The sequence below is a fragment of the Salinivibrio sp. ML290 genome, assembly GCF_001995695.1.
Classification (GTDB): Bacteria; Pseudomonadota; Gammaproteobacteria; order Enterobacterales; family Vibrionaceae; genus Salinivibrio; species Salinivibrio siamensis.
In genome coordinates, this window is the sequence record NZ_MUEY01000007.1 from 37,279 (window position 1) to 57,037 (window position 19,759).

Genomic DNA, 19,759 nt, shown 5'->3' on the forward strand with positions numbered 1-19,759 from the left:
CGCGGTCTCAAACAAGTGTTACTGATGAAATGATATCTATTCGCGTTTGATTATACACAAACTCATCAGCGATAAAAGAGCAAATATTTGCCTCAGCGATGTTGCTTTCCTACATTATCCTACAGCGCTGAAGTGCCCCTTTCTTGGCAACTCTTCGCTCTAAAGCGAAAAATGCAATTCATAACAGTCAGTCGGGGATTCAACCGCGAAGTGCAACACTCTCGTTTGCAGCTAATGATAATTTTGACATTTATTGTGAGGAGTGTGTTCCGTTTTGATGATTTTTCTAGCAATGAATAGGCTGTGGTATTAGCCTTTTTATTTCTCTAGCGAAAGCAGGTGCGTGATAATTTTGATTCTAAGCCTCACTAGTATCAAGGCCTTCAGGGTATTTCACTAACTAGCGCACCTTTCATTTCTTTATATTTTAAGCTGTCTTTTATTGGTGTTGGCTCAGGTTCTCACGTTGACAGTATTTTTACTTGGAGGTATATTTCTATGCGCATAAATTCAGTGATTTATGCTTATAAATGAACGCTTCAGCCCAATGTCGTTTAATTTTTATAATACGTCTTTAGGATCTAAATAGAATGAACAAAAAAAGTCTGTATGAAAAAGGGTGTTTTTTGTTGGTGGTGAGCCTGTTTGCTAACGCTTCATATGCGCAAGAATGGTTAGAGGGTGTTTATATCAATCAAGAAAAAGACTCTCTTATGGAAGAGGTGGTCTTCTGCAAAGATGGTAAAGCATATGCAGGTATGTCACCTCGAAACTATGAAATGACGACTAAGAACGATGAAAGATTCGTTGTTCTGAAGTCAAATGGTGTGTTCACTTTTAAAGTATCTGATGACAATAAAGAGTTGTTCCCTGTCGATAGTTTCACCAAAAACTGGTTTACAGAAAAAACACTTCTTCTAGATAGTGATCGAAAAGACACTTGTAGATAGGAAAGGTTATCTTCCACGAGCCATACCAAAATATACAACCTGATCAAACACTTTGATTAGACTGTTTTTACTTCTGATAACCTTTTCGACTAAATACTTTGCTTTATTATAGGAAATATAATGACTAATGAAATTACTGAGAGTCCGATTAAAGTGGTTCAGTTCTCGCGTAAGAATTTTATCGCGCAGGTAGTGATAGGTGGACTGATGATTGCTGCAGGTATAGCCTTAAATGTCTTTGTCGCAGCTTTGGGCGGCTTGTCATTTATCTTAATGTCAGTTGCCAATAACAGCATCGATCATTTAAGGTTTTATCAAGATCGTATGGAAATAAAGCTATTAGCTCTTCGCTCTAGAGATACAATTTTTAACAAAGATATATCGGATGTGCAAGTAGAGTCCAATGTTGTGATCTTGACCGTTAAAGAGAGCGAGAAGAAAAAGACAAAGAAAATCCCCTTAGGTTATTTTTCCGAAGAGGATAAAAAAGAAATAGTCGCTTACTGCGAAGGTATAAAAAATGATGCTTTACGGGGTTAATGCCTCTCGTGCACTTTGCTCGTCAACGACAGATATTATGCATTATTAATAATGGTGAAACATGAAAATCTACCCAGAAATCGAAGTGTCGAAAGCGCAGCATGAGGCTATTGAAGCGCTTAGAAACAAGGTATTTCCTGACCATCAAGTTTCCCGTTCTTACCATAAGCAGCTTCTCCACATGCGGGCTTTGCAGTACCACGACAATCAACTGATTGGTTATATGGGGCTGGATTATAGGGTAGTGAATGTCGGTGGTGAGGTATACAAAGTGTTAGGCGTGAGTGATTTTTGCATCGACAGCGTTTGGCAAAGAAAAGGGATAGGCTCGGGTATGCTGGCGCAACTGACTGACTATGCGCGAGATAAAGATGTTGATTTCATTATTCTTATTTCTGATCTGCACGATTTTTATGTGGCCAATGGCTTTCAGCTCGTCGAGTCACATGCCTCTTGGCTACGCATCCATGAACATACAAATTATGGCGTTGCGGTTGAGTATGTTGATGAATTGTACGTTAAACCGATGAAAGATAAATCATGGCCTGCAAGGCATATGGATTGGCTTGGGTATAGGTATTAATGCCATAGGTATAAGTAGATTATGGCGAGTAAGAGGAGTTAGTCGTCTTTCGTGTTGTGTGCTGGGCGTGGCTCAAATCCCACCTGATCACGTCCATTGTTCTTGGCCCAATATAGGCGTTGATCCGCCAAGTGGACAAGATAGTCAGGCGAGATGTCTGGCGTACACTCAATGGTCGCAACCCCCAAACTAGCGGTAACATGACGAGCGGCGTTGGATCTGCCGTGGGGAATACCGAGTGCTGCGATCGACGCTTTAATCGTCATCGCAATCGATACGGCGTCTGCATGCTGGGTTTCCGGTAAAATACAACTAAATTCCTCGCCACCATATCTCGCGGCCAAATCTTGTGGACGCTTGAGGCTTTGTTGAATCACCTCGCCAACTGCCTTTAGGCATCTATCGCCTGCCAAGTGACCATAGGTGTCATTGAAGTGCTTAAAGTAATCTAAATCGATCATGATCAGCGACATAGAGGCGTTTATCCGCTTGAGCCTTTGATATTCGCCGTCGAGCACGTTATCAAAGCGGCGGCGGTTCGCTAAGCCAGTGAGGGCATCGGTAATACTCAGCGTTTCAAGCTTGTCACGAGCTATTTTGAGCTCGGAAAGGTAGTTTAATTGATCCCAATAGGTGCGAAGTGTAAATAAGGCGAGTAACCACAACACAATCAGCGCTCCCACAGCGACTCTCACCTGATGACGCCAATCCGCTTGCCAATGCTGGTCTGCTTCCCCGACTACGGCATAAAAGGGGAGCCCCTCGACTTTACGAATACTGAATAAACGTGGCACGCCATCTATTGGCGAGGTGGCGCGAAAGCTCTTGTCGGTTTGCCCGGATGTGATAAAAGCCTCAACGATAGGATCATCAATGAGTTTACCCAAGGTTTCCGGCTTAGCGGGCTTTCTTGCCAATAATCGAAGGTTTTTGTCAGTGATAGCGACCACGTCCAGGGGATCTATGGAAATATGCTCGACCCATTTAGAGAAAAAGGTGAGATCAACGCCCACCGCGGCAAACCCTTTGAAGCCTGGCTGCTCGGGCAAAAGCTCACGCGTCTGTGTGATGTTTAGTGGGCCGGTCGTACTTTTAAACGCGTTGGAGACAAATGTATCTCGATCAGGGAAGTCGCGTAGTGCTCGGCAATAGTCTCGGTGACTTCCATCCCACCCTAGTTCGTCACTATTCGCATGGGTAATGATACAGTTTTGATCAAAAAGGCCGGCGAGAATGACATTAGGGACGGTGTTCATTTTGGAGACCACAAGCGCCGTTAGTTGCTGATGTGCCTGCAAATCTTTGGGCGGATAGACGAGATCCTCAGGCTCAACATGCCCTAGTATATCTCTTAATAAATAGTCGGTGATTTGAAATGAGCCTTCGATCCATTCGGCGATCAAAAAACTCACGCCTTCGACGCGCCCACGGGCTTTATCTTCTTCTTGTTGTAACGAGCGCATTAAGCCCATTGTTGCGACTGCACCGAGAAGCAAGCAAAAAACCACACAAAAAATCAGACTGCTCTTTCGGTTGGACACTAATCACACTGCTCCTTTGTTCACAAATTTAACTATAGGAGCCGCTACTTCGGTTGTCGACAAGGCTGAATAGACGCGCGCCTGCAGCTGTCGGCAGGCGCGATCGTAGCGTCTTGATGTGATTGGTAGACTGGGCGCTCTTTTATTGCATCACCGCAAACGACTCATAAGGGGCCAGTTTGTAGATGGTGCTTAGGTGTTTAACCGGATCCATGTTGTAGCTGAGGCAAGTTAGGGGCTTATCGTGCCAGTGTTCGGGGAGGGTGATGGTTTGTTTTTGCTCGCTAAAGTTACTGACCACCAAAATACGGTGGGTATCGTCGAAGCGCTCGTAGGCGATCACGTTAGGGTGTGATTCTTCCACAGGCGCAAACTGGCCATGTACGATCACTGGGTATTGCTTGCGCAGCTTAATCAGTTCACGGTAGTGATAAAGCACTGAGCCGCTATTTTCAGTCGCCCGTGCCACATTGATGGTGGTGAAGTTAGGATTAATCGGTAACCATGGTGTTCCTTGGGTAAAGCCTGCCTGCGGTGCGTTCTCCCATTGCATCGGGGTGCGGGCGTTATCGCGACTGTTTTGGTATACCGCCTCCATCATGGTGTCTGAATCCACGCCTTCTGCAACACGCAAGTCGTAAAAATTGCGGGTTTCGATGTCTTGATAATCGTCGATAGACGGGAAGGCGACATTGGTCATCGCAATCTCTTCCCCTTGGTAGATGTAGGGCGTGCCTTTCATCAAGTGCAAGGTGGTGGCGAGCATTTTTGCCGAGCGGGTCCGATATTGGCCGTCGTGACCGAACTTGGACACCGCGCGAGGCAAATCGTGATTGTTCCAAAATAGTGAGTTCCAACCGCTATCGGCCAGCGCTTGTTGCCATTTGAACAGTACCTGTTTGAGGGCGGCGACATCCAGCGGCACGGGCTGCCATTTATCGCCGTCTTTCCAGGTAGCGGTAATGTGTTCAAATTGGAACACCATGGAGAGTTCATTGCGTTCCGGTGCGCTGTAAAGCTTGGCAATCTCGGGCGTTGCGCCCCATGTTTCGCCGACGGTAAGCAAGTCTTTGCCGCCAAATGTGGCCCGATTCATGGCCTGTAGCAGTGGGTGAAGGCGCGGCCCGTTGCCAGTGATGCCTTTATCGATTTCTTTACCAATTAAATCAATCACATCAAGGCGGAATCCGCCAATGCCTTTGTCAATCCACCAGTTCATTATTTTATACACGGCGTCATGGACGGCGGGATTTTCCCAGTTCAGATCGGGCTGGCGTTTGGAGAACAAGTGAAAGTAATACTGCTCGGTGTTTGGCTCCCATTGCCATGCGCTGCCACCAAAAATTGAGCCTTGATCATCGGGTGCACTGCCATCGGGTTTGGCATCGCGCCAAATGTAAAAGTCGCGATAAGGACTGTTTTTGTCGTGAAGCGCGGCTTGGAACCAAGGGTGTTCGTCGGAGGTATGGTTCACCACCAAATCCATCACGATTTTGATGCCAAGCGCGCCGGCTTTATCAATTAAGCGCGTCATGTCTTCCATGGTGCCAAATTCAGGCGCGATCGCGCAGTAATCGGAAATGTCATAGCCATTGTCATCCATCGGCGATTGGTACACCGGCGATAGCCATAACACATTGACGCCGAGCCAATGTAAGTAATCGAGCTTCTCGATAATTCCGTTAAGATCGCCAATGCCATCACCATTGGTGTCGTAAAAACTGCGAGGGTAGATTTGATAAACAACGGCATCATGCCACCAAGCGTTCTGCATACCGATTACCTCTTATCGACAATAAAAATCCTCAAAGCCTCAGCTTGAGATGTGGCCAACAGCCTAGCGCGCGAGCAGTGCTAAGAAAAATAGGCGTGACGCTTGTTGATATAACCAATCGGCTATAGGTAAGATGATAATAGATGAAAAATATGCGTTATCATTGAATCACGTATCTTGATTAGGCTATAAATTAAGCCATTAAACTGTGAGTGGGGGCGGTATGGATGTAGAAAAAGTCGCCGGCTACTTTATTGCGGTGGTTGAGGCGGGTGGTATTAAAGCGGCTGCGTTGCAGTTAGGGATCAGCCAACCTTCATTGACGGCACAGATCCAAAAGCTGGAGCAACGTCTCGCGTGTCCGCTGTTGGTTCGCCACCCTCGCGGCGTCAGTATGACTGCAGCAGGAGAACTTTATTATCAGCATGCCACGGCACTGCACGCCGAGCGGCAAAGGCTTCATGCCCAGATTCATGCTTTGCAAGCGCGTGAAGCAGGACAAATAAAGCTTGGCACTGGGGAGGCGTGGTGGCCCTTGTTTGTCAAACCGGCAGTGCTTGAGTATCAAGCGGATCGTCAGTGTGCCGTCCATATTGAATTCGGTAACCGTTTGGCATTAATGGCGTCGCTACTCAGTGGCGATGTGGATGTATTTATCGGTCATGAAATTGACGATTTGGTTGCGAGCCAGCAAGTGCGCTTTATGCCGTTGTTTCAGGATACGGAAAGCTATTATGTGGCTGATAACCATCCGCTACTCACAGACACATCCGCCAGCATCGACTCTCAGCGCCTGAGTGATTGGCCTTTGATGCGTGTCACGCCTGATCATGCCCGGCATGCGCATTTGCTGGCGAACCCCATCAGCCCAACGACGCACGTCAACCAAGTGGTGTTTGATGTTGATGCCCTCAGTCCCGGTATTGACTTATTACATGACACTCAGTCGGTGATGCCCTATACCACTCGAGCCCAGATGTATCTGGCGAGTCAGGGGGTAAAAGTGTTGGGTGTTCACCCGAGTAAGAGAGGTAACGTCGGTTTATATACCTTGCGCAATGAGCGGCATGAGAAAGTCGACGCGCTGATCCAGCAGCTGTGTGAGGCGGCCCATCAGATGGACACTTCGCCATGTCATACCAGTTAGGGTAAAGCTTATTGGTTAAGAAAGTGCTAGACTAAGTCGCCTTTGTCGCACACTGTCTGTGTCGTGCTGGCTGCGAATGTAGGGATTAGCTAGCCGATTCAGGGTGTTCCAGTGGTGACATCGATGAAATCAATAGGTAGCGCCAATTACCAATTTGGCCTTAGCGCTGCTAATTTGTGGCGCAAATCACATGCAGTACCTTTATTATCAAAGGAAAGATGATGGTAATTCCAGAAAACAGCAGTATTGTTATTTTTGGTGCATCTGGCGATCTGACCTTCCGTAAGCTGATCCCAGCCCTGTACCACTTATATGCGAACAAACAGCTGCCTGCGTCTTTCGCGATTCTAGGCGCAAGCCGCACCTTCTACAGTGACGAGTCATTTCGCGATAAACTACGTCACTCCATGCAAGAGCTTGAAGAGACCGATCCTGCCACGCTCGACGCCTTTATGGCGCATGTTCACTATCAATCATTTAATATCTCTGACACCAACGAATATGGTGCGTTGACAAGCCGCTTGGATGCGCTTTCTGACCAATATGGCTTTACTCAGCGCAATACGCTTTTCTACCTCGCGACTCCACCGAAGCTGTATAACTTTATTCCTGCCTGCCTGGCAGCGCATGGCCTCAATGATGAGAGCAACGGTTGGAAACGCTTGGTGGTTGAAAAGCCGTTTGGCTATGATCTTGCCTCCGCGCGTCAGTTAGACAAAGACATTCATGCTTATTTTGCCGAGCATCAGATCTATCGCATTGATCATTACTTAGGTAAAGAAACGGTGCAAAACCTACTGGTTTTCCGTTTTTCTAATGCGATGTTTGAACCGCTTTGGAACCGTAACTTCATTGACTATGTAGAAATTACGGGGGCTGAAAACCTTGGGGTAGAAGGCCGCGGTGGTTACTACGATCAGTCTGGTGCGGTGCGCGACATGTTCCAAAATCACTTGTTGCAAGTGTTATCGCTCGTGGCGATGGAGCCTCCGGCGCAAATCAATGCTGACGCCATGCGTGATGAAGTATTCAAAGCGTTGCAGTCACTCGAGCCGCTCTCTGAAGACGACTTACACAATAACCTAGTGCTAGGTCAGTACACCGAATCTCACGTGGGTGGTAAGCCACTGCCTAGTTATCGTGATGAGCCAGGTGTGGCGGAAGACTCGCGTACTGAGACCTATGTTGGCCTGAAGATGTTTATCAACAACTGGCGTTGGAATGGGGTGCCGTTTTATGTGCGCACCGGTAAACGCTTGCCAACACGTGTGACCGAAGTGGTGATCCACTTTAAACAAACTCCGCATCCTGTATTTGGTAAGAATGCCCCTGAGAACCGTTTGGTGATCCGCATTCAGCCCGACGAAGGCATCCAAATGAGCTTTGGTCTTAAAGAGCCAGGTGCCGGCTTTAACGCGAAAGCGGTCAATATGGATTTCCATTATACGTCGCTGGAAGAAACCCAGATGCTGACCGCCTATGAACGTTTGTTGCTAGATGCCCTCAAAGGCGATGCGACCTTGTTTGCTCGCAGTGATGCGGTCGAAGCTTGCTGGCAGTTTGTTGAGCCTATTCTGCAGTACAAAGAAAATGACAAAGCCTTGTTTGGCTATGCCTGCGGAACATGGGGACCGAAAGAAGCGGATCAGTTGCTGGAGCGTGATGGCCATGCTTGGCGCTTTCCCTGCAAAAACCTGACTGACACGGAATACTGCGAATTATGATAAATGCCCAAATTTTTGATGATGCCGACGCGGTGGTCAATCACTTAGCCGACGCGATGCAAGCGCTCAGCGCGCAAGATCGTGCCGTGCACATTTCGCTTTCTGGCGGCAGCACGCCCAAAATGCTGTTTAAGCGTTTAGCCAGTGATGATTATGCCAATGCGATTCAGTGGCAAAACCTGCATTTTTGGTGGGGCGATGAGCGCTGTGTGGCACCGGATGATGCCGAGAGTAACTTCGGCGAAGCCAATAAGCTGCTATTTAGCTACATTCGCATCCCGGAAGAGAACATTCACCGCATCCGTGGTGAAGACGATCCGGACGTGGAAGCGGCTCGCTTTAGTGCCGAAATGCAAGCCTTGATCCCAAGCGAAAACGGCACGCCTGTGTTTGATTGGATTTYGCTGGGCGTTGGTGGCGATGGCCATACGGCCTCACTGTTCCCGCACGATCCTCAGTATGACAATACCGCGCTCGCGCTGGTGGCTTCGCATCCTGAATCGGGGCAAAAGCGTGTATCAAAAACCGCCCGTGTTTTGCGTGCGGCGAAGAAAATCAGTTATCTGGTGTTGGGTGAAGGTAAGCAAGCGATCGTGCATGAGATCGCCACACACGAGCCTACCCAACTGCCATATCCTGCCGCCAATATCCGCAGTGCCAAAGGCACCACGGAATGGGTACTCGATGCCGCGGCAGCAAAAAAATTACCAGAACAGAATTAATGGAGAGCACGATGAAAGGTGATATCGGCGTAATTGGTTTGGCGGTCATGGGCCAAAACCTGATCCTCAACATGAACGACAACGGCTTTAAAGTGGTGGCGCATAACCGTACCGCGGCCAAAGTCGATGAATTTCTGGAAGGCCCAGCGAAGGGCACCAACATTGTTGGCGCTTACTCGTTAGAAGAGCTGGTTGAGAAGCTCGAAAAACCCCGCAAAGTGATGCTGATGGTTCGTGCAGGCACCGTTGTAGATACCTTTATCGACAAACTGACGCCATTGCTGGACGAAGGTGACATCATTATCGATGGCGGTAACACCAACTACCCAGATACCAACCGTCGCGTGGCAGCACTGCGTGAAAAAGGCATTCACTTTATTGGTGCTGGTGTCTCTGGCGGTGAAGAGGGTGCCCGTTTTGGGCCGTCTATTATGCCAGGCGGCTCAGAAGAGGCGTGGCCTGCGGTCAAGCCTATCTTCCAAGGTATTGCGGCGAAAACCGATAGCGGCGAGCCATGTTGTGACTGGGTCGGTCGTGACGGCGCGGGCCACTTTGTGAAAATGGTGCACAACGGTATCGAGTATGGCGACATGCAGCTGATCACCGAAGCGTATCAGTTCATGAAAGACGGCCTTGGCATGAGCCATGACGAGATGCAGCAAGTCTTTACCGACTGGAACAAAACCGAGCTGGATAGCTATCTGGTCGAGATCACTTCAGACATCTTGGGGTATAAAGACCAAGACGGTGAGCCACTGGTTGAGAAAATTCTCGATACTGCAGGTCAAAAAGGCACCGGTAAATGGACCGGCATCAACGCGCTGGATCTTGGCATTCCGCTCACTTTGATTTCTGAATCCGTGTTCTCACGTTGCCTGTCGGCACTTAAAGATCAGCGGGTCGCGGCAGAGAAGCTGTTTGAAAAACATATTCAACCGGTTGATGGTGATAAAGCCGAATGGGTTGATGCGCTGCGTCAAGCGCTGCTGGCGTCAAAAATTATCTCTTACGCGCAAGGCTTTATGCTGATGCGTGAAGCGTCTAATGAGAATGGCTGGGACCTCAACTACGGTAATGTTGCACTGATGTGGCGCGGTGGCTGTATTATCCGCTCAGCCTTCTTGGGTAATATCCGTGATGCGTTTGATAAGGATCCTAACTTGGCCTTCTTGGGCTCAGATGCGTACTTTAAAGGGATCTTGGATAACTGCTTGGCAGCATGGCGTAAAGTGGCGGCAAAATCGATGGAAACCGGTATCCCAATGCCATGTACCACATCGGCGCTGACCTTCTTGGATGGCTACACCACGGCACGCTTGCCCGCGAACTTGCTGCAAGCACAGCGTGACTACTTTGGCGCGCACACCTATGAGCGTCTTGATCAGCCGCGCGGTGAGTTCTTCCACACCAACTGGACAGGCACCGGCGGTAACACCGCCTCGACCACGTACGACGTGTAACGTACGGCGTGTAACGTGACAGACTAAGTCACTGTCCATAGCAATAAATAGAAAAGGGATGCCTCGGCATCCCTTTTTGTTGGCATAAGCAATAAACTCACTTAGCATAAGCGAAAAAGGAGATCCTATGCCGCGTCCTAAAATGCCCCGCCGTATCTGCGGGAAACCCCATACCAACTGTTTTAAACCCAACGCCATTCCACTCAGTGAGCTAGAGACGGTGACCATTGGTTTGGATGAGTTCGAAGCCATGCGTCTTGTTGATCATCAGGGTATGCAGCAACTGCAAGCGGCGGAAGTCATGGGCGTATCTCGTCAAACGTTAGCCAACCTGGTTAAACGCGCCCGCGCCAAAACCACCGCCTGCCTTGTAGAAGGCAAAGCCTTGGTGTTTGAGTCAGAAGAGTCGTGTTAGGTTAGCCATCTACAAAAACAAGATCTGTGCTGCGTGTGACTCACCAAGGTGCTTTTATGGTTTACTAAACTGTAATTTCACGTCAATGATTGCCGTGAAAATAGGTATTTTTAAACCAATACTTCCATTTAGTTATTGTCATTCATCATGCGGCTTAGCAAGGATGCGCGCGTGTTCGAAAAAGCATTCTGTCGCGCGACGTTGCAGCTTGACGCGAATACTCTCGATGTCTTGACGCAACTTTCCTCATTTTTCTCTCACAGAATAGTTTGCATATGCCACAAATGAGGCGTATTGTTAGTATATGCTATTTATATAAAGAGAGAACGGAAGATGACAATTGCTATTGCGATGAACCAAGACCGCCCTGCGGGACACTTTATGAAGGCCGAGCACTTTGCGCTGTTTGACGACGATGGCCAAGCACTCGTTCAGTTCGCCAACCCACGTGTAACAGAAGGTTGCGGTGCCAAAAACGCCTTGATAGCGATGCTGAAAGCTAACCAAGTAACACGTGTGGTGACTCGTCATATTGGCGAGCATGCGTTAGCGGGATTACTTGATGCTGGCTTACATGTTTATCAGTTAACCAATGGTCGCCTAAATCCTACCCAGTGGCTGTCGCCTGCGTATTGGCAACCGCTTACGGATGCGAGTCAAGGACGGCCGGCGTTGCAGCAAATGAAGCAGCAATCCCAACTACGGAAAGGAGCGTGTCGTGCTGATCGGATGTGCGGGTGTGGTTCTAAACGAAGTGGGTTAGGTTCTGAGCATCGCGGATGTGGCAAGCGGCAAGGTAAAGGCGGTCACGCCAGTGGACAGGGTTGCGGTTGCCATGACTGAATTACGTGTGATGCCGCCACGGTCGCATCATCAGTGTGTAGCTTGCAGTGACAACGGGCTATTCAACCTTAAATTTTATCAAGACGATAATAACGCCGTGACCGCAAGCGTATGGTTAGAAAGCGCTTGGCAAGGGTATCAAGATCAGCTGCACGGTGGGGTAATCGCTACGCTTATTGATGCGGCGTTGACCCATTGTACCTTCCTGTTTGCCCCGCAAAGTGTGACAGCGTCACTTAATATTCGCTATCACCATCCAGTGCCCATTGCGGTTGAGGCGGAGGTACGAGCATGGTGTGTAAAAGCGAAACATGGAATGAGTCAGTTGGAGGCAACGCTTACCGTTGCGGGCACTGTGTGTGCCAGTGCAACGGCAAGCTTCATGCGAATGCGTGCGTCAAAAACTAGCTAACGGCGCGGCGTAGGCGATCATGCACGGCAAGCCATGCTTCGCCATGAGGAGGCTGGGCGAGCCAGATCTCATCGACGCCCAGTTGGTCGGCTTGGGCAAGTTGGTGATATAACGCTTGCCCGTAGCGTGCAGCGTCATCTGGCATGGCAATACAGACCAGATCATCCCGTGCTGGGGCGTCGCCAAAGTGAAGCAAGGCTGCGCGTTTTTCCGGATGGGGCGCAGGGAGATCAGACAAGTCTGCCGCCACCATCTGCAACCGCGTATTGGGCTGGTAATGGCTTCCCACATTGCCGGGCACCACGGTGTCGTGCTGCTCGGGAGCGTCGACCGTTTCACCCAGCACGGCGCTCAACTCGCTGGCGGTGATTGGACCGGCGCGAAGTACGCGGAATGGACGCTTGGTAAGATCGACAATGGTCGACTCCAGCCCATGTTGGCAAGGGCCGCCATCAATCACCGCAGCGATCTTTCCGCCTAAACCATGCATCACTTGCTCCGCCGTGGTGGGACTGAGCTTTTTATACGGGTTCGCAGACGGGGCGGCAACGGCAAGCTGATGGGTGGCGAGCAGGTCTAACAACACAGGTTGCGCGGGTACGCGAAGCCCAATGGTATCTAATCCACCCGTGACTACCGGTGAAACATGCTCGGCACGTGGCAGCAGCAGCGTCATCGGCCCTGGCCAGAAGGCATTCGCCAGCTTATATGCTTCATCCGGGATTTGCGTTGCCCACTCGGTGATCGATGCGACGTCACCGAGATGAACAATCAAAGGATGATTGGCGGGTCGCCCTTTAGCGGTAAAAATACCCGCGACGGCGTCTGGATTGCTGGCATCCGCTGCCAAGCCGTACACGGTTTCTGTGGGCACCGCGACTTGTTCGCCGGCTTTTAGCAGCTCGGCGGCTTGTGTTAGATCCGTTGAACACTGCGCTGAGAGAAGTTGCGTTTTCAACGACATGCTCCGTTTTATTTTGCTACGTTCAGGTGATACCACTGACCCGAGCGATCGCGTTGCCATACTGCACCTTGCGCATCAATTTGCATCAAGTACAGCCAGCCGTGATTCGCCAGCGCGGCTATATCGTCATGGCGTGCAAGTATACTATCAATTGCCTCCCGAGGGGCAGCGATAAATACGCTTAATCGCACTGGCTGGTGGCGATATCGACGACCATCGTGCACGGATTGATGCGATAAGCCAATTCGTAAGTCGCCACCATTCCCTTCAAATACCCCAATGTGGCCACCCACGATGTTGTGTAGCAATTTGTTTCCACTGCCGAATTTTTCCGGTGCGGTGACAGAAGCAAAGTACTGCAGGTTGATCCAGTTGGTCACCACCATGGGCGCGGTGAGTATGGTTTCAAGCTGGCTAAAGTCACGGTCTTTATGCATGTCGTAGTCGTGTAAAAAGCTGCGACCTTGCAAATTAATCTGTCGAGACAGGGAGCGCGGGCCCACGATTAACGCCGCGTTGTCACACAGTCCCCACTCAGGGCGCATTTGTGCCCAGTCTTTGGCCCGTGTACCAAAGAAGCGTTTGAGTTTGGATGGCTGGGTAGGCGCCTGATCAAACTGGTTGGCGCGGGTTGCACGTGCTTGTTCGCTTGCAGCGGCCAGCCAAGTTTGCCACTCGGTATGCTCGGGGGCRTGAAAGACATCCAGTGCGTCGGTGGTGGTGTTGTGCATGGCGGCATAAAAACGGGTACTGACGGGAATCGTCACGCCTTGCTGTGCCATGGCATCACGTACGTCGGCATCGTTAAGAAGCTGTGCAAGTACGCGGACATTTACCTCGCCGGTTTGTCCGCCGCAGGCACCACAGTCAAGCCCTGCAGCATGAGGGTTGTTACAGGTTTCACTGCCATGACCCACCAACAGGACCGCATCGGCCAGTTGATCAGCAATGCCCATTGCGCGCAAGATACCAGCGCCTAGCTCGGCCTTTTCTGCTGCGGTTAACGGTGTATTGTCACGGGTGAGCGCCCAATCACTGTCAGTATGGCTGAGTCGATTTAACGGGTTCTCGGTGCCAGAAATGCGCAATGCGCGTTTTAGCAAGCTCACTAGCTTTAACATGCCACCGGCTTCGACCATGCCTAAATTGGCAGCGGGCGCATCAAGGCTGCGCTGCCAGCCGAGCTTGGTCATCCGCAACCAGCGTTCGGGGGTAGCATGAGTTTGTGAGGCGGTGACCGCTGGCGCCAGTAAGCCGGGCAGTTGTGGGCGATGAATATGGCTATCGGTGGGCTGATAGGCAATCGGCAAGCCAAAAAAGCCAGCAAAGCCAAGGGTTTGAATTCGTTCGGATTGCGCTTCTAATGCGCGACGCATTGGCTCAGAGCGCACATCGATACAAAATACAGCCTGAAGCGTGGGGGAGGTGTCGAGCGTGTCGACACTGGCCTGCGCAGATAGGGCGTGTGCCCAAGGGCGCTGCTGACTGATTTCCAGCGCTTGTTGCCAAATCCACAGGGGCGCGAGCTGTTGTTGTGCTTGGTGATACCAATGGCGGACATTCACCGCTTGATGGTGCATGGACTGACGAATGCTTGCCCACGCTGCGTCACGATGTTTAGCAAGCCAGCGTGCCAGCACTGTATCCCACGCGAGTAAAATCGCGAATAGGCCCATGCCATGATCTTGTTGTTCACTGTCACTGAGCTGTTGCTGCCAATCTAACCAAGCTTGCCAGCTTGCCCAACCTGACAAGCCGTGCATAAGCGCGTGGCAATAGGCCAAGTTACCGTCTTGGTCGTGAAGAGTCGGTTGCCAAAAGTCGGACGCTTCAGCGATCAATGCATCGATTTGGGTGGGTAGTGCGGCGAAATCGGCAAGCAAATCCACTCCTGTGAGGGTTTTAATGCCTTTATCTTGGCTCACTACATCCAACCAGCATCGATAAAGGTGCTCACCGCCTTGGCCTTGGGCATCAAAGCGCTGTGGGTATTGGTGATAGAGCGCGAGAAACTGGCTCACTTGCTGCTGGATTTCTTGCTGCCACGATAAGCCTTCTTGTGCTTCTCGAGTGCGGTCACACAACTCAGCTAATGGCTTCCAACGCGGGAGGTCACTGCTATGACTACGCAGCGCACGCAGACAATCACTTACCGTCAATGCGCTGCCAGAGGTTGAAATGGCCTCGGCAAGGTGTGCCTCACTAATCGGCGATTGCCAATGCGACAGATAGTACGTCGACGACATTAGCGGACAGTGGCCACTTAACACCGCTTGTTCGGCAAAAACTTGCTCAATGGGGGTAAAGCGTTGCTGCCACCATGGGTTCACCGCAATCATTTGATCCAACGGCCAGCTTGGCGCAATCGCGGCGACCGCTTGCTGTGTGGCATCGCGAAAATCGCTCACATCGAGGGACTCAGGGTATGCAGATACATTGGGCGTTTTCGCAATCATTAACGCGTCTCCTTATGCGGTTGCCATTGGGTCGTTTGTAGTTGGATTAAAGAAGCACTTGGCCACCATTTGAGTGTTAGGCGCGTCGCCCATTCATCAAGGTAAGCGCCGGCGTTCAGCCAAATAAATAGGCGATTCACCCACGCTTTGTGAGGCCAGTATTGGACCGCCAGTGACAGAGCAAACAGCGCGATAAACAGCACCAGCGCAAAGGCATCGGCAAATAAGTAGGTGGCATTACCGCCCGCGACAAACACAATCAAGCTATGTTTAATGGCGGCGTAGAGTCCGAGCAGGCCAAGCGCAAACACGCTACTGAGCAGCACGCGTGTCGGGCGGGCAGCGCCTGGGCGCGTAAAGGCTGGTAATAGCAGCATGGTCATCGCCATCCACAGCAACCAGCCGGCGGCCAAGCTATTTAAAATACCGACACTCAGATGCACGGCGACAATCAAACCGCCTGCGGTGGCCATCGCGGCAAGCCAATGGCAGCGACGCGGGATTGAGGCATCAGCCAGTTGGGTGGCGAGCCAATGATTCACGCCATTGCCGCTGTTGAGGAAAGAGAATGCCTTGTAGAAAGAGTGCGCCAGTAGGTGCAGCAGTGCCAACTCGTAAAGACCTAGGGCGATTTCGACTAACATCAGCCCCATTTGTGCGACGGTCGACCACGCCAGTTTTACCTTGATGCTCACGCGTGTCAGGCTCACCAGCCCAGCAACCAGTGTACTGACGCCCGCGATAACCAGCAGTGCCAAGCTGGCACTGGGGCTCGCCGCGAGCACTGGCGCGAACAGCATCAATAAGATCCCGCCAAGGTTCACAATGCCAGCATGCAACAAGGCAGAGACAGGTGTTGGCGCTTCCACCACTTGAATGAGCCAGCCGTGCAAGGGTAATTGAGCGCACTTGATAATCGCCACGCCCACCAACATAAAGGCGGCAATGCTTACAGTCAGCGTATGAGGTTGCTGGCTGACTTGAAACATCAATTGGTCAATCTGCGCGGTTTGGTAGTGGAAAAACAACAGTAAAAATGCGCCACCGAGTAGCAATTCGCTAAAGCGGGCGAGCAGCATTTTTTTGTGAGCCGCGAGTTGGGCGCGAGGCCGATGCGGATAGAAAAGAATTAAGCGACCCAATGAGAGGCTAACCGCCACCCAGGCGAGCCAAAACAGCAACAGATGATTGCTGACTAAAACCAACAAGACTGCCGACAAGGTGAGCAGTAAAGAGGAAAGAAAACGGTGTTTGTCGGCTTCACCTGCAAACGCAGTGGCACTGTATCGCCAGATGACACCGCCAAGAAGAGCAACCAGTGCAATCAGCACTAGTTTGAGCGGGGTGACGAGAAATAGGGATAACATGACTTACCTCACAGCAATAGTTATGAGATACATTGTGAAAACTTACTACAGTTAAGTAAAATACATAATAAATCATTTTTTATTCTGTTTTAGAGAACGATGAGCCGACTTAACTACCATCATTTGTATTATTTCTGGCAGGTGGCGCGCCACGGCAACCTGACTCAGACCGCCCGTCAGCTGCATATTTCGCAGTCGGCGCTGTCGTCGCAAATCAAGCAGCTTGAACAGGCGATGCAGGTGCAATTGTTTGAGCGCCAAGGTCGTACGTTGACGTTGACCGAAAGTGGCTATCAAGCGATGAACTATGCCGAAGAGATATTCCGCCAAGGGGAAGAGCTTGAGCAGTTGCTATCCAGCGGCGGGGCCCTGTCCAGTGCCACGATTCGCATTGGCACCTTATCCACCATGTCGCGGAATTTTATCGAGCAGTTTATTCAGCCATTGGTGAATCAACGAGAGTGCCGCTATGTGTTGCAGTCGATGGATCAAACCGGCTTACTCCATGCGCTGTCTGATCACCAGTTAGATTTGGCGCTAACCAATATTGCGGTGCGGGGCACCAATAAACAGATTTGGCAGTATCAGCAATTGGCACGCCAGCCGGTAGCCGTGATTGGTTGGCCGGGTAAAGCCTTGTCGCCCACCTTAGACGCCAGCTACCAGCACCAAGCGTGGGTGTTACCTTATGGCGATAACCCGATTCGCTCGGGGTTTGATGCCATCTCTGCGCAGTATCAACTCAAGCCTTACATCATGGCAGAAGCCAATGATATGGCGATGCTACGCCTGTTAACCCGCGACAATGACGCGTTGGCGGTAATGCCCGAAGTGGTGGTTCGCGATGAGCTAGATAGCGGCATGCTTACCCGCTATGCTTTACTGCCGAGTGTGTATGAGCCGTTTTATGCGGTATCGATTAAACGTCAGTGGGTGCATCCGCAACTTAGCTCGCTGCTAGAAGCGTTTAGATCTTCGCCGCTCGCGCATGGCGACGACCTTCGCGACGGCAACGGTCAGAGCAATACCTAACCTCGTTCCAACAGCGCGCCCACTTTTTACGCCACGTAAACGGGCGTTCGCACGTCAAACATACCTTGCTGGGAAGATGTGGCTTTTTATGCGCCATCTTGGTTGTCTCCGATAGATTGAGCAGCAGGTGAACGTGATTTTTGAGCGCGCTTGTCCGCGTGCTCAGGGCTATTTGTTGGCTCAGGGCTGCTTGGGCGCACGTGGGTGGCGAGGACCCGTGCTTTCTCGATACGAACGGCGTCTTGTTGACGAAACGACCATAAAATATCTCGCGCACGTTTGCCTGTTTGTTCGATATCGACAATGGGTTTTGGGTAGTCTTCGCCAAGCTCCACACCGTACATCATCGCTTCCATATCGGTCATTTGCCATGGGGTGTGGATCAAACTGTCGGGCAAGGGAGAAAGCTCGGGTAACCATTCACGAGTAAATGCCCCTTCCGGATCTTGCTCCTGCGATTGTTTCACTGGGTTATAAATACGTAAGGTATTGGCGCCTGTCACGCCAGCTTGCATTTGAAATTGGGGGTAATGAATACCGGGCTCAAAATCGAGAAATAACTGCGCGAGGTGATGCACACCGCGGCGCCAATCAATCAATAAATGGTGGGTTAAAAAGCTGACCAGCATCGCCCGCATACGAAAGTTGATATAGCCAGTGACGTGTAGGCAACGCATACAAGCATCGACGAGCGGATAACCGGTATTACCTTGTTGCCATGCGAGCAGATGCGCATCGCTCTGCGGACCGTTTGCGTACTCAAAATGTAAGTAGCCTCGATTGACGGGCCGATGCTCCATGTGGTGCTCGCTTTCAAATTTCTGCATAAAATGACAGTGCCAATGCAAACGCGACACCATAGCTACCAGCGCTCGCCGCCAGCCCTTTTTCTGCCAATGGAGGAGGGTGATTTGATACATCTCGCGCAAGCTGATGTTACCCCATGCAAGATAGGGCGACAGCCGCGTACAGCTTTTGCGGCTGGCGAGCGGTTTAGAGATGTGACGTTGATAGCGTTGTCCGCGCTCGCGGAAAAAAGACTGCAAGGTTTTATACGCCCAACTCGGCCCGCCGGGTTGAAAGCGTGGCGCGGGAGAGTCCCAGTTATGGTGATCGAGCGCGGGTAGCGTGAGTGATGCGTTTAGCCAGCGCGCTTGTTGCCAATCAGGATCGGCAAGGGGAGCGCGCATCACTTTTTGCCATTCAGCGTCCCAATCAACTCGATTTTTAGCGCCGCGGATCACCGCCCCAGTGGGGGATTCATGCCACGGGATCTGATGGCTCTCCAGCCATTTTGCCACCGCTTTATCACGAGAAAATGTCGCGTCGACGCCAATTTCTTGATGGCTGTACACCGCGCCAATGGCCTGTTGCCGGTGGATGGCGTCGAATACTGAGAGCGCCTCTCCTTGGCAAATGGTGACGTGACCGCCCAGTGGTGCGAGCTGTTGATTGAGATCGCACAGCGATTGCCAGACAAATCGCCAATGGCGTTCACTATGGTGCGGATCGTTAAGCAGCAGTGGTTCAAACAGGTACAGGATCACCAAGGGGCGCCCCGCGGCAATGGCGGCTTGTAATGGGGCATGATCCCGCAGGCGTAAATCGCGTTTTAGCCACACAAGGCTGATGGGCGCGGACATAGGGTTCTCGACAGTCGTAACAACAATTTATATTTATCCATGGGCGATACGAGGCTGAATGACGCTTGGATCCCTGAGAGGGACTTGGTTGAGGTCTAATTTCTCTCATTAACAAGCGCTAAGCACACAAAGCGAAATCAAAATGGTTTGCATTTGCCTTTTAAGCATCGGAAAATTACCGCTCTT

Annotated in this window: 18 protein-coding genes; 11 read left to right on the plus strand and 7 right to left on the minus strand. The window is 50.8% G+C overall.

The features are described 5' to 3' along the window. Positions 1 to 590 precede the first annotated feature (590 nt). The 3 genes from BZG23_RS07730 to BZG23_RS07740 all read left to right on the plus strand — a co-directional run bounded on the left by BZG23_RS07730 (position 591) and on the right by BZG23_RS07740 (position 2,073). A complete protein-coding gene (locus BZG23_RS07730) occupies positions 591 to 950 on the plus strand; it encodes a hypothetical protein (protein WP_077606573.1) in 360 nt (119 codons plus the stop codon). 120 nt (positions 951 to 1,070) lie between these two features. Beyond that, complete coding sequence (locus BZG23_RS07735; protein WP_077606574.1) at positions 1,071 to 1,490, plus strand: hypothetical protein; 420 nt, start codon at positions 1,071 to 1,073, stop codon at positions 1,488 to 1,490. A 61-nt stretch (positions 1,491 to 1,551) separates the two neighbouring features. Further along, on the plus strand, positions 1,552 to 2,073 hold the full coding sequence (locus tag BZG23_RS07740; RefSeq protein WP_077606575.1) for a GNAT family N-acetyltransferase: 522 nt from the start codon (positions 1,552 to 1,554) through the stop codon (positions 2,071 to 2,073). Between the two features lie 38 nt (positions 2,074 to 2,111). On the opposite strand, the gene BZG23_RS07745 is transcribed toward BZG23_RS07740, so the two are convergent. Then, a complete protein-coding gene (locus BZG23_RS07745; RefSeq protein ID WP_158011365.1) occupies positions 2,112 to 3,536 on the minus strand; it encodes a sensor domain-containing diguanylate cyclase in 1,425 nt (474 codons plus the stop codon). A 220-nt stretch (positions 3,537 to 3,756) separates the two neighbouring features. Beyond that, entirely contained in the window at positions 3,757 to 5,388 is a 1,632-nt protein-coding gene (locus BZG23_RS07750; protein WP_077606577.1) for a glycoside hydrolase family 13 protein, read from the minus strand. Positions 5,389 to 5,611: 223 nt separating this feature from the next. Here BZG23_RS07750 and BZG23_RS07755 point away from each other — a divergent pair, with 223 nt between their 5' ends. The 7 genes from BZG23_RS07755 (at position 5,612) to BZG23_RS07785 (ending at position 12,111) form a co-directional block, all read left to right on the plus strand. Further along, positions 5,612 to 6,535, plus strand: a complete 924-nt coding sequence (locus tag BZG23_RS07755; protein ID WP_077606578.1) for a LysR family transcriptional regulator — start codon at positions 5,612 to 5,614, stop codon at positions 6,533 to 6,535. A gap of 221 nt (positions 6,536 to 6,756) precedes the next feature. Beyond that, entirely contained in the window at positions 6,757 to 8,259 is a 1,503-nt protein-coding gene (gene zwf / locus BZG23_RS07760) for a glucose-6-phosphate dehydrogenase (protein ID WP_046075800.1), read from the plus strand. Beyond that, complete coding sequence (pgl, locus tag BZG23_RS07765; protein WP_077606579.1) at positions 8,256 to 8,981, plus strand: 6-phosphogluconolactonase; 726 nt, start codon at positions 8,256 to 8,258, stop codon at positions 8,979 to 8,981. The genes zwf and pgl overlap by 4 nt, the downstream gene beginning before the upstream one ends. An 11-nt stretch (positions 8,982 to 8,992) precedes the next feature. Beyond that, entirely contained in the window at positions 8,993 to 10,441 is a 1,449-nt protein-coding gene (gene gnd / locus BZG23_RS07770) for a decarboxylating NADP(+)-dependent phosphogluconate dehydrogenase (RefSeq protein ID WP_077606580.1), read from the plus strand. 127 nt (positions 10,442 to 10,568) lie between these two features. Beyond that, on the plus strand, positions 10,569 to 10,856 hold the full coding sequence (locus tag BZG23_RS07775) for a DUF134 domain-containing protein (protein ID WP_074214694.1): 288 nt from the start codon (positions 10,569 to 10,571) through the stop codon (positions 10,854 to 10,856). A gap of 333 nt (positions 10,857 to 11,189) precedes the next feature. Beyond that, the gene (locus BZG23_RS07780) at positions 11,190 to 11,699 is read left to right on the plus strand and encodes a NifB/NifX family molybdenum-iron cluster-binding protein (protein WP_077606581.1); all 510 of its coding nucleotides are present in this window, start codon (positions 11,190 to 11,192) and stop codon (positions 11,697 to 11,699) included. Further along, the gene (locus tag BZG23_RS07785; RefSeq protein WP_077579107.1) at positions 11,692 to 12,111 is read left to right on the plus strand and encodes a PaaI family thioesterase; all 420 of its coding nucleotides are present in this window, start codon (positions 11,692 to 11,694) and stop codon (positions 12,109 to 12,111) included. The genes BZG23_RS07780 and BZG23_RS07785 overlap by 8 nt, the downstream gene beginning before the upstream one ends. Here BZG23_RS07785 and BZG23_RS07790 read toward each other — a convergent pair. Genes BZG23_RS07790 through BZG23_RS07800 form a run of 3 tightly spaced genes read right to left on the minus strand, consistent with a single transcriptional unit; the run spans position 12,104 to position 16,898 of the window. Then, a complete protein-coding gene (locus BZG23_RS07790; RefSeq protein ID WP_077606582.1) occupies positions 12,104 to 13,075 on the minus strand; it encodes an L-threonylcarbamoyladenylate synthase in 972 nt (323 codons plus the stop codon). The genes BZG23_RS07785 and BZG23_RS07790 overlap by 8 nt on opposite strands. Before the next feature lie 8 nt (positions 13,076 to 13,083). Continuing rightward, positions 13,084 to 15,531: a DUF2309 domain-containing protein gene (locus tag BZG23_RS07795; protein WP_077606583.1), complete on the minus strand. Its 2,448-nt coding sequence runs from the start codon at positions 15,529 to 15,531 to the stop codon at positions 13,084 to 13,086. Beyond that, positions 15,531 to 16,898 (minus strand): NADH-quinone oxidoreductase subunit L, encoded by a 1,368-nt coding sequence (locus tag BZG23_RS07800; protein ID WP_077606584.1) that lies wholly within the window; start codon positions 16,896 to 16,898, stop codon positions 15,531 to 15,533. The genes BZG23_RS07795 and BZG23_RS07800 overlap by 1 nt, the downstream gene beginning before the upstream one ends. 99 nt (positions 16,899 to 16,997) lie before the next feature. Between BZG23_RS07800 and BZG23_RS07805 the strand changes: the two genes are divergently transcribed. Further along, a complete protein-coding gene (locus BZG23_RS07805) occupies positions 16,998 to 17,930 on the plus strand; it encodes a LysR family transcriptional regulator (RefSeq protein ID WP_046075806.1) in 933 nt (310 codons plus the stop codon). On the opposite strand, the gene BZG23_RS07810 is transcribed toward BZG23_RS07805, so the two are convergent. Together BZG23_RS07810 and BZG23_RS07815 are read right to left on the minus strand one after the other, a co-directional pair. Continuing rightward, positions 17,866 to 18,027, minus strand: coding sequence for a DUF2256 domain-containing protein (locus tag BZG23_RS07810; RefSeq protein WP_077606585.1), 162 nt, complete (start codon positions 18,025 to 18,027; stop codon positions 17,866 to 17,868). The genes BZG23_RS07805 and BZG23_RS07810 overlap by 65 nt on opposite strands. Continuing rightward, positions 18,017 to 19,573 carry an FAD-binding domain-containing protein gene (locus BZG23_RS07815; protein WP_077606586.1) on the minus strand — a complete coding sequence of 519 codons (1,557 nt, stop codon included), beginning with the start codon at positions 19,571 to 19,573 and terminating at the stop codon, positions 18,017 to 18,019. The genes BZG23_RS07810 and BZG23_RS07815 overlap by 11 nt, the downstream gene beginning before the upstream one ends. Positions 19,574 to 19,759: the final 186 nt, after the last annotated feature.

Bases quoted from the DNA above. Each gene is read 5' to 3' on its own strand.
- BZG23_RS07730 (WP_077606573.1), top strand. From the start codon at position 591: ATGAACAAAAAAAGTCTGTATGAAAAAGGGTGTTTTTTGTTGGTGGTG.
- BZG23_RS07735 (WP_077606574.1), top strand. From the start codon at position 1,071: ATGACTAATGAAATTACTGAGAGTCCGATTAAAGTGGTTCAGTTCTCG.
- BZG23_RS07740 (WP_077606575.1), top strand. From the start codon at position 1,552: ATGAAAATCTACCCAGAAATCGAAGTGTCGAAAGCGCAGCATGAGGCT.
- BZG23_RS07745 (WP_158011365.1), bottom strand. From the start codon at position 3,536: ATGCGCTCGTTACAACAAGAAGAAGATAAAGCCCGTGGGCGCGTCGAA.
- BZG23_RS07750 (WP_077606577.1), bottom strand. From the start codon at position 5,388: ATGCAGAACGCTTGGTGGCATGATGCCGTTGTTTATCAAATCTACCCT.
- BZG23_RS07755 (WP_077606578.1), top strand. From the start codon at position 5,612: ATGGATGTAGAAAAAGTCGCCGGCTACTTTATTGCGGTGGTTGAGGCG.
- zwf (WP_046075800.1), top strand. From the start codon at position 6,757: ATGGTAATTCCAGAAAACAGCAGTATTGTTATTTTTGGTGCATCTGGC.
- gnd (WP_077606580.1), top strand. From the start codon at position 8,993: ATGAAAGGTGATATCGGCGTAATTGGTTTGGCGGTCATGGGCCAAAAC.
- BZG23_RS07775 (WP_074214694.1), top strand. From the start codon at position 10,569: ATGCCGCGTCCTAAAATGCCCCGCCGTATCTGCGGGAAACCCCATACC.
- BZG23_RS07780 (WP_077606581.1), top strand. From the start codon at position 11,190: ATGACAATTGCTATTGCGATGAACCAAGACCGCCCTGCGGGACACTTT.
- BZG23_RS07785 (WP_077579107.1), top strand. From the start codon at position 11,692: ATGACTGAATTACGTGTGATGCCGCCACGGTCGCATCATCAGTGTGTA.
- BZG23_RS07790 (WP_077606582.1), bottom strand. From the start codon at position 13,075: ATGTCGTTGAAAACGCAACTTCTCTCAGCGCAGTGTTCAACGGATCTA.
- BZG23_RS07800 (WP_077606584.1), bottom strand. From the start codon at position 16,898: ATGTTATCCCTATTTCTCGTCACCCCGCTCAAACTAGTGCTGATTGCA.
- BZG23_RS07805 (WP_046075806.1), top strand. From the start codon at position 16,998: ATGAGCCGACTTAACTACCATCATTTGTATTATTTCTGGCAGGTGGCG.
- BZG23_RS07810 (WP_077606585.1), bottom strand. From the start codon at position 18,027: ATGGCGCATAAAAAGCCACATCTTCCCAGCAAGGTATGTTTGACGTGC.
- BZG23_RS07815 (WP_077606586.1), bottom strand. From the start codon at position 19,573: ATGTCCGCGCCCATCAGCCTTGTGTGGCTAAAACGCGATTTACGCCTG.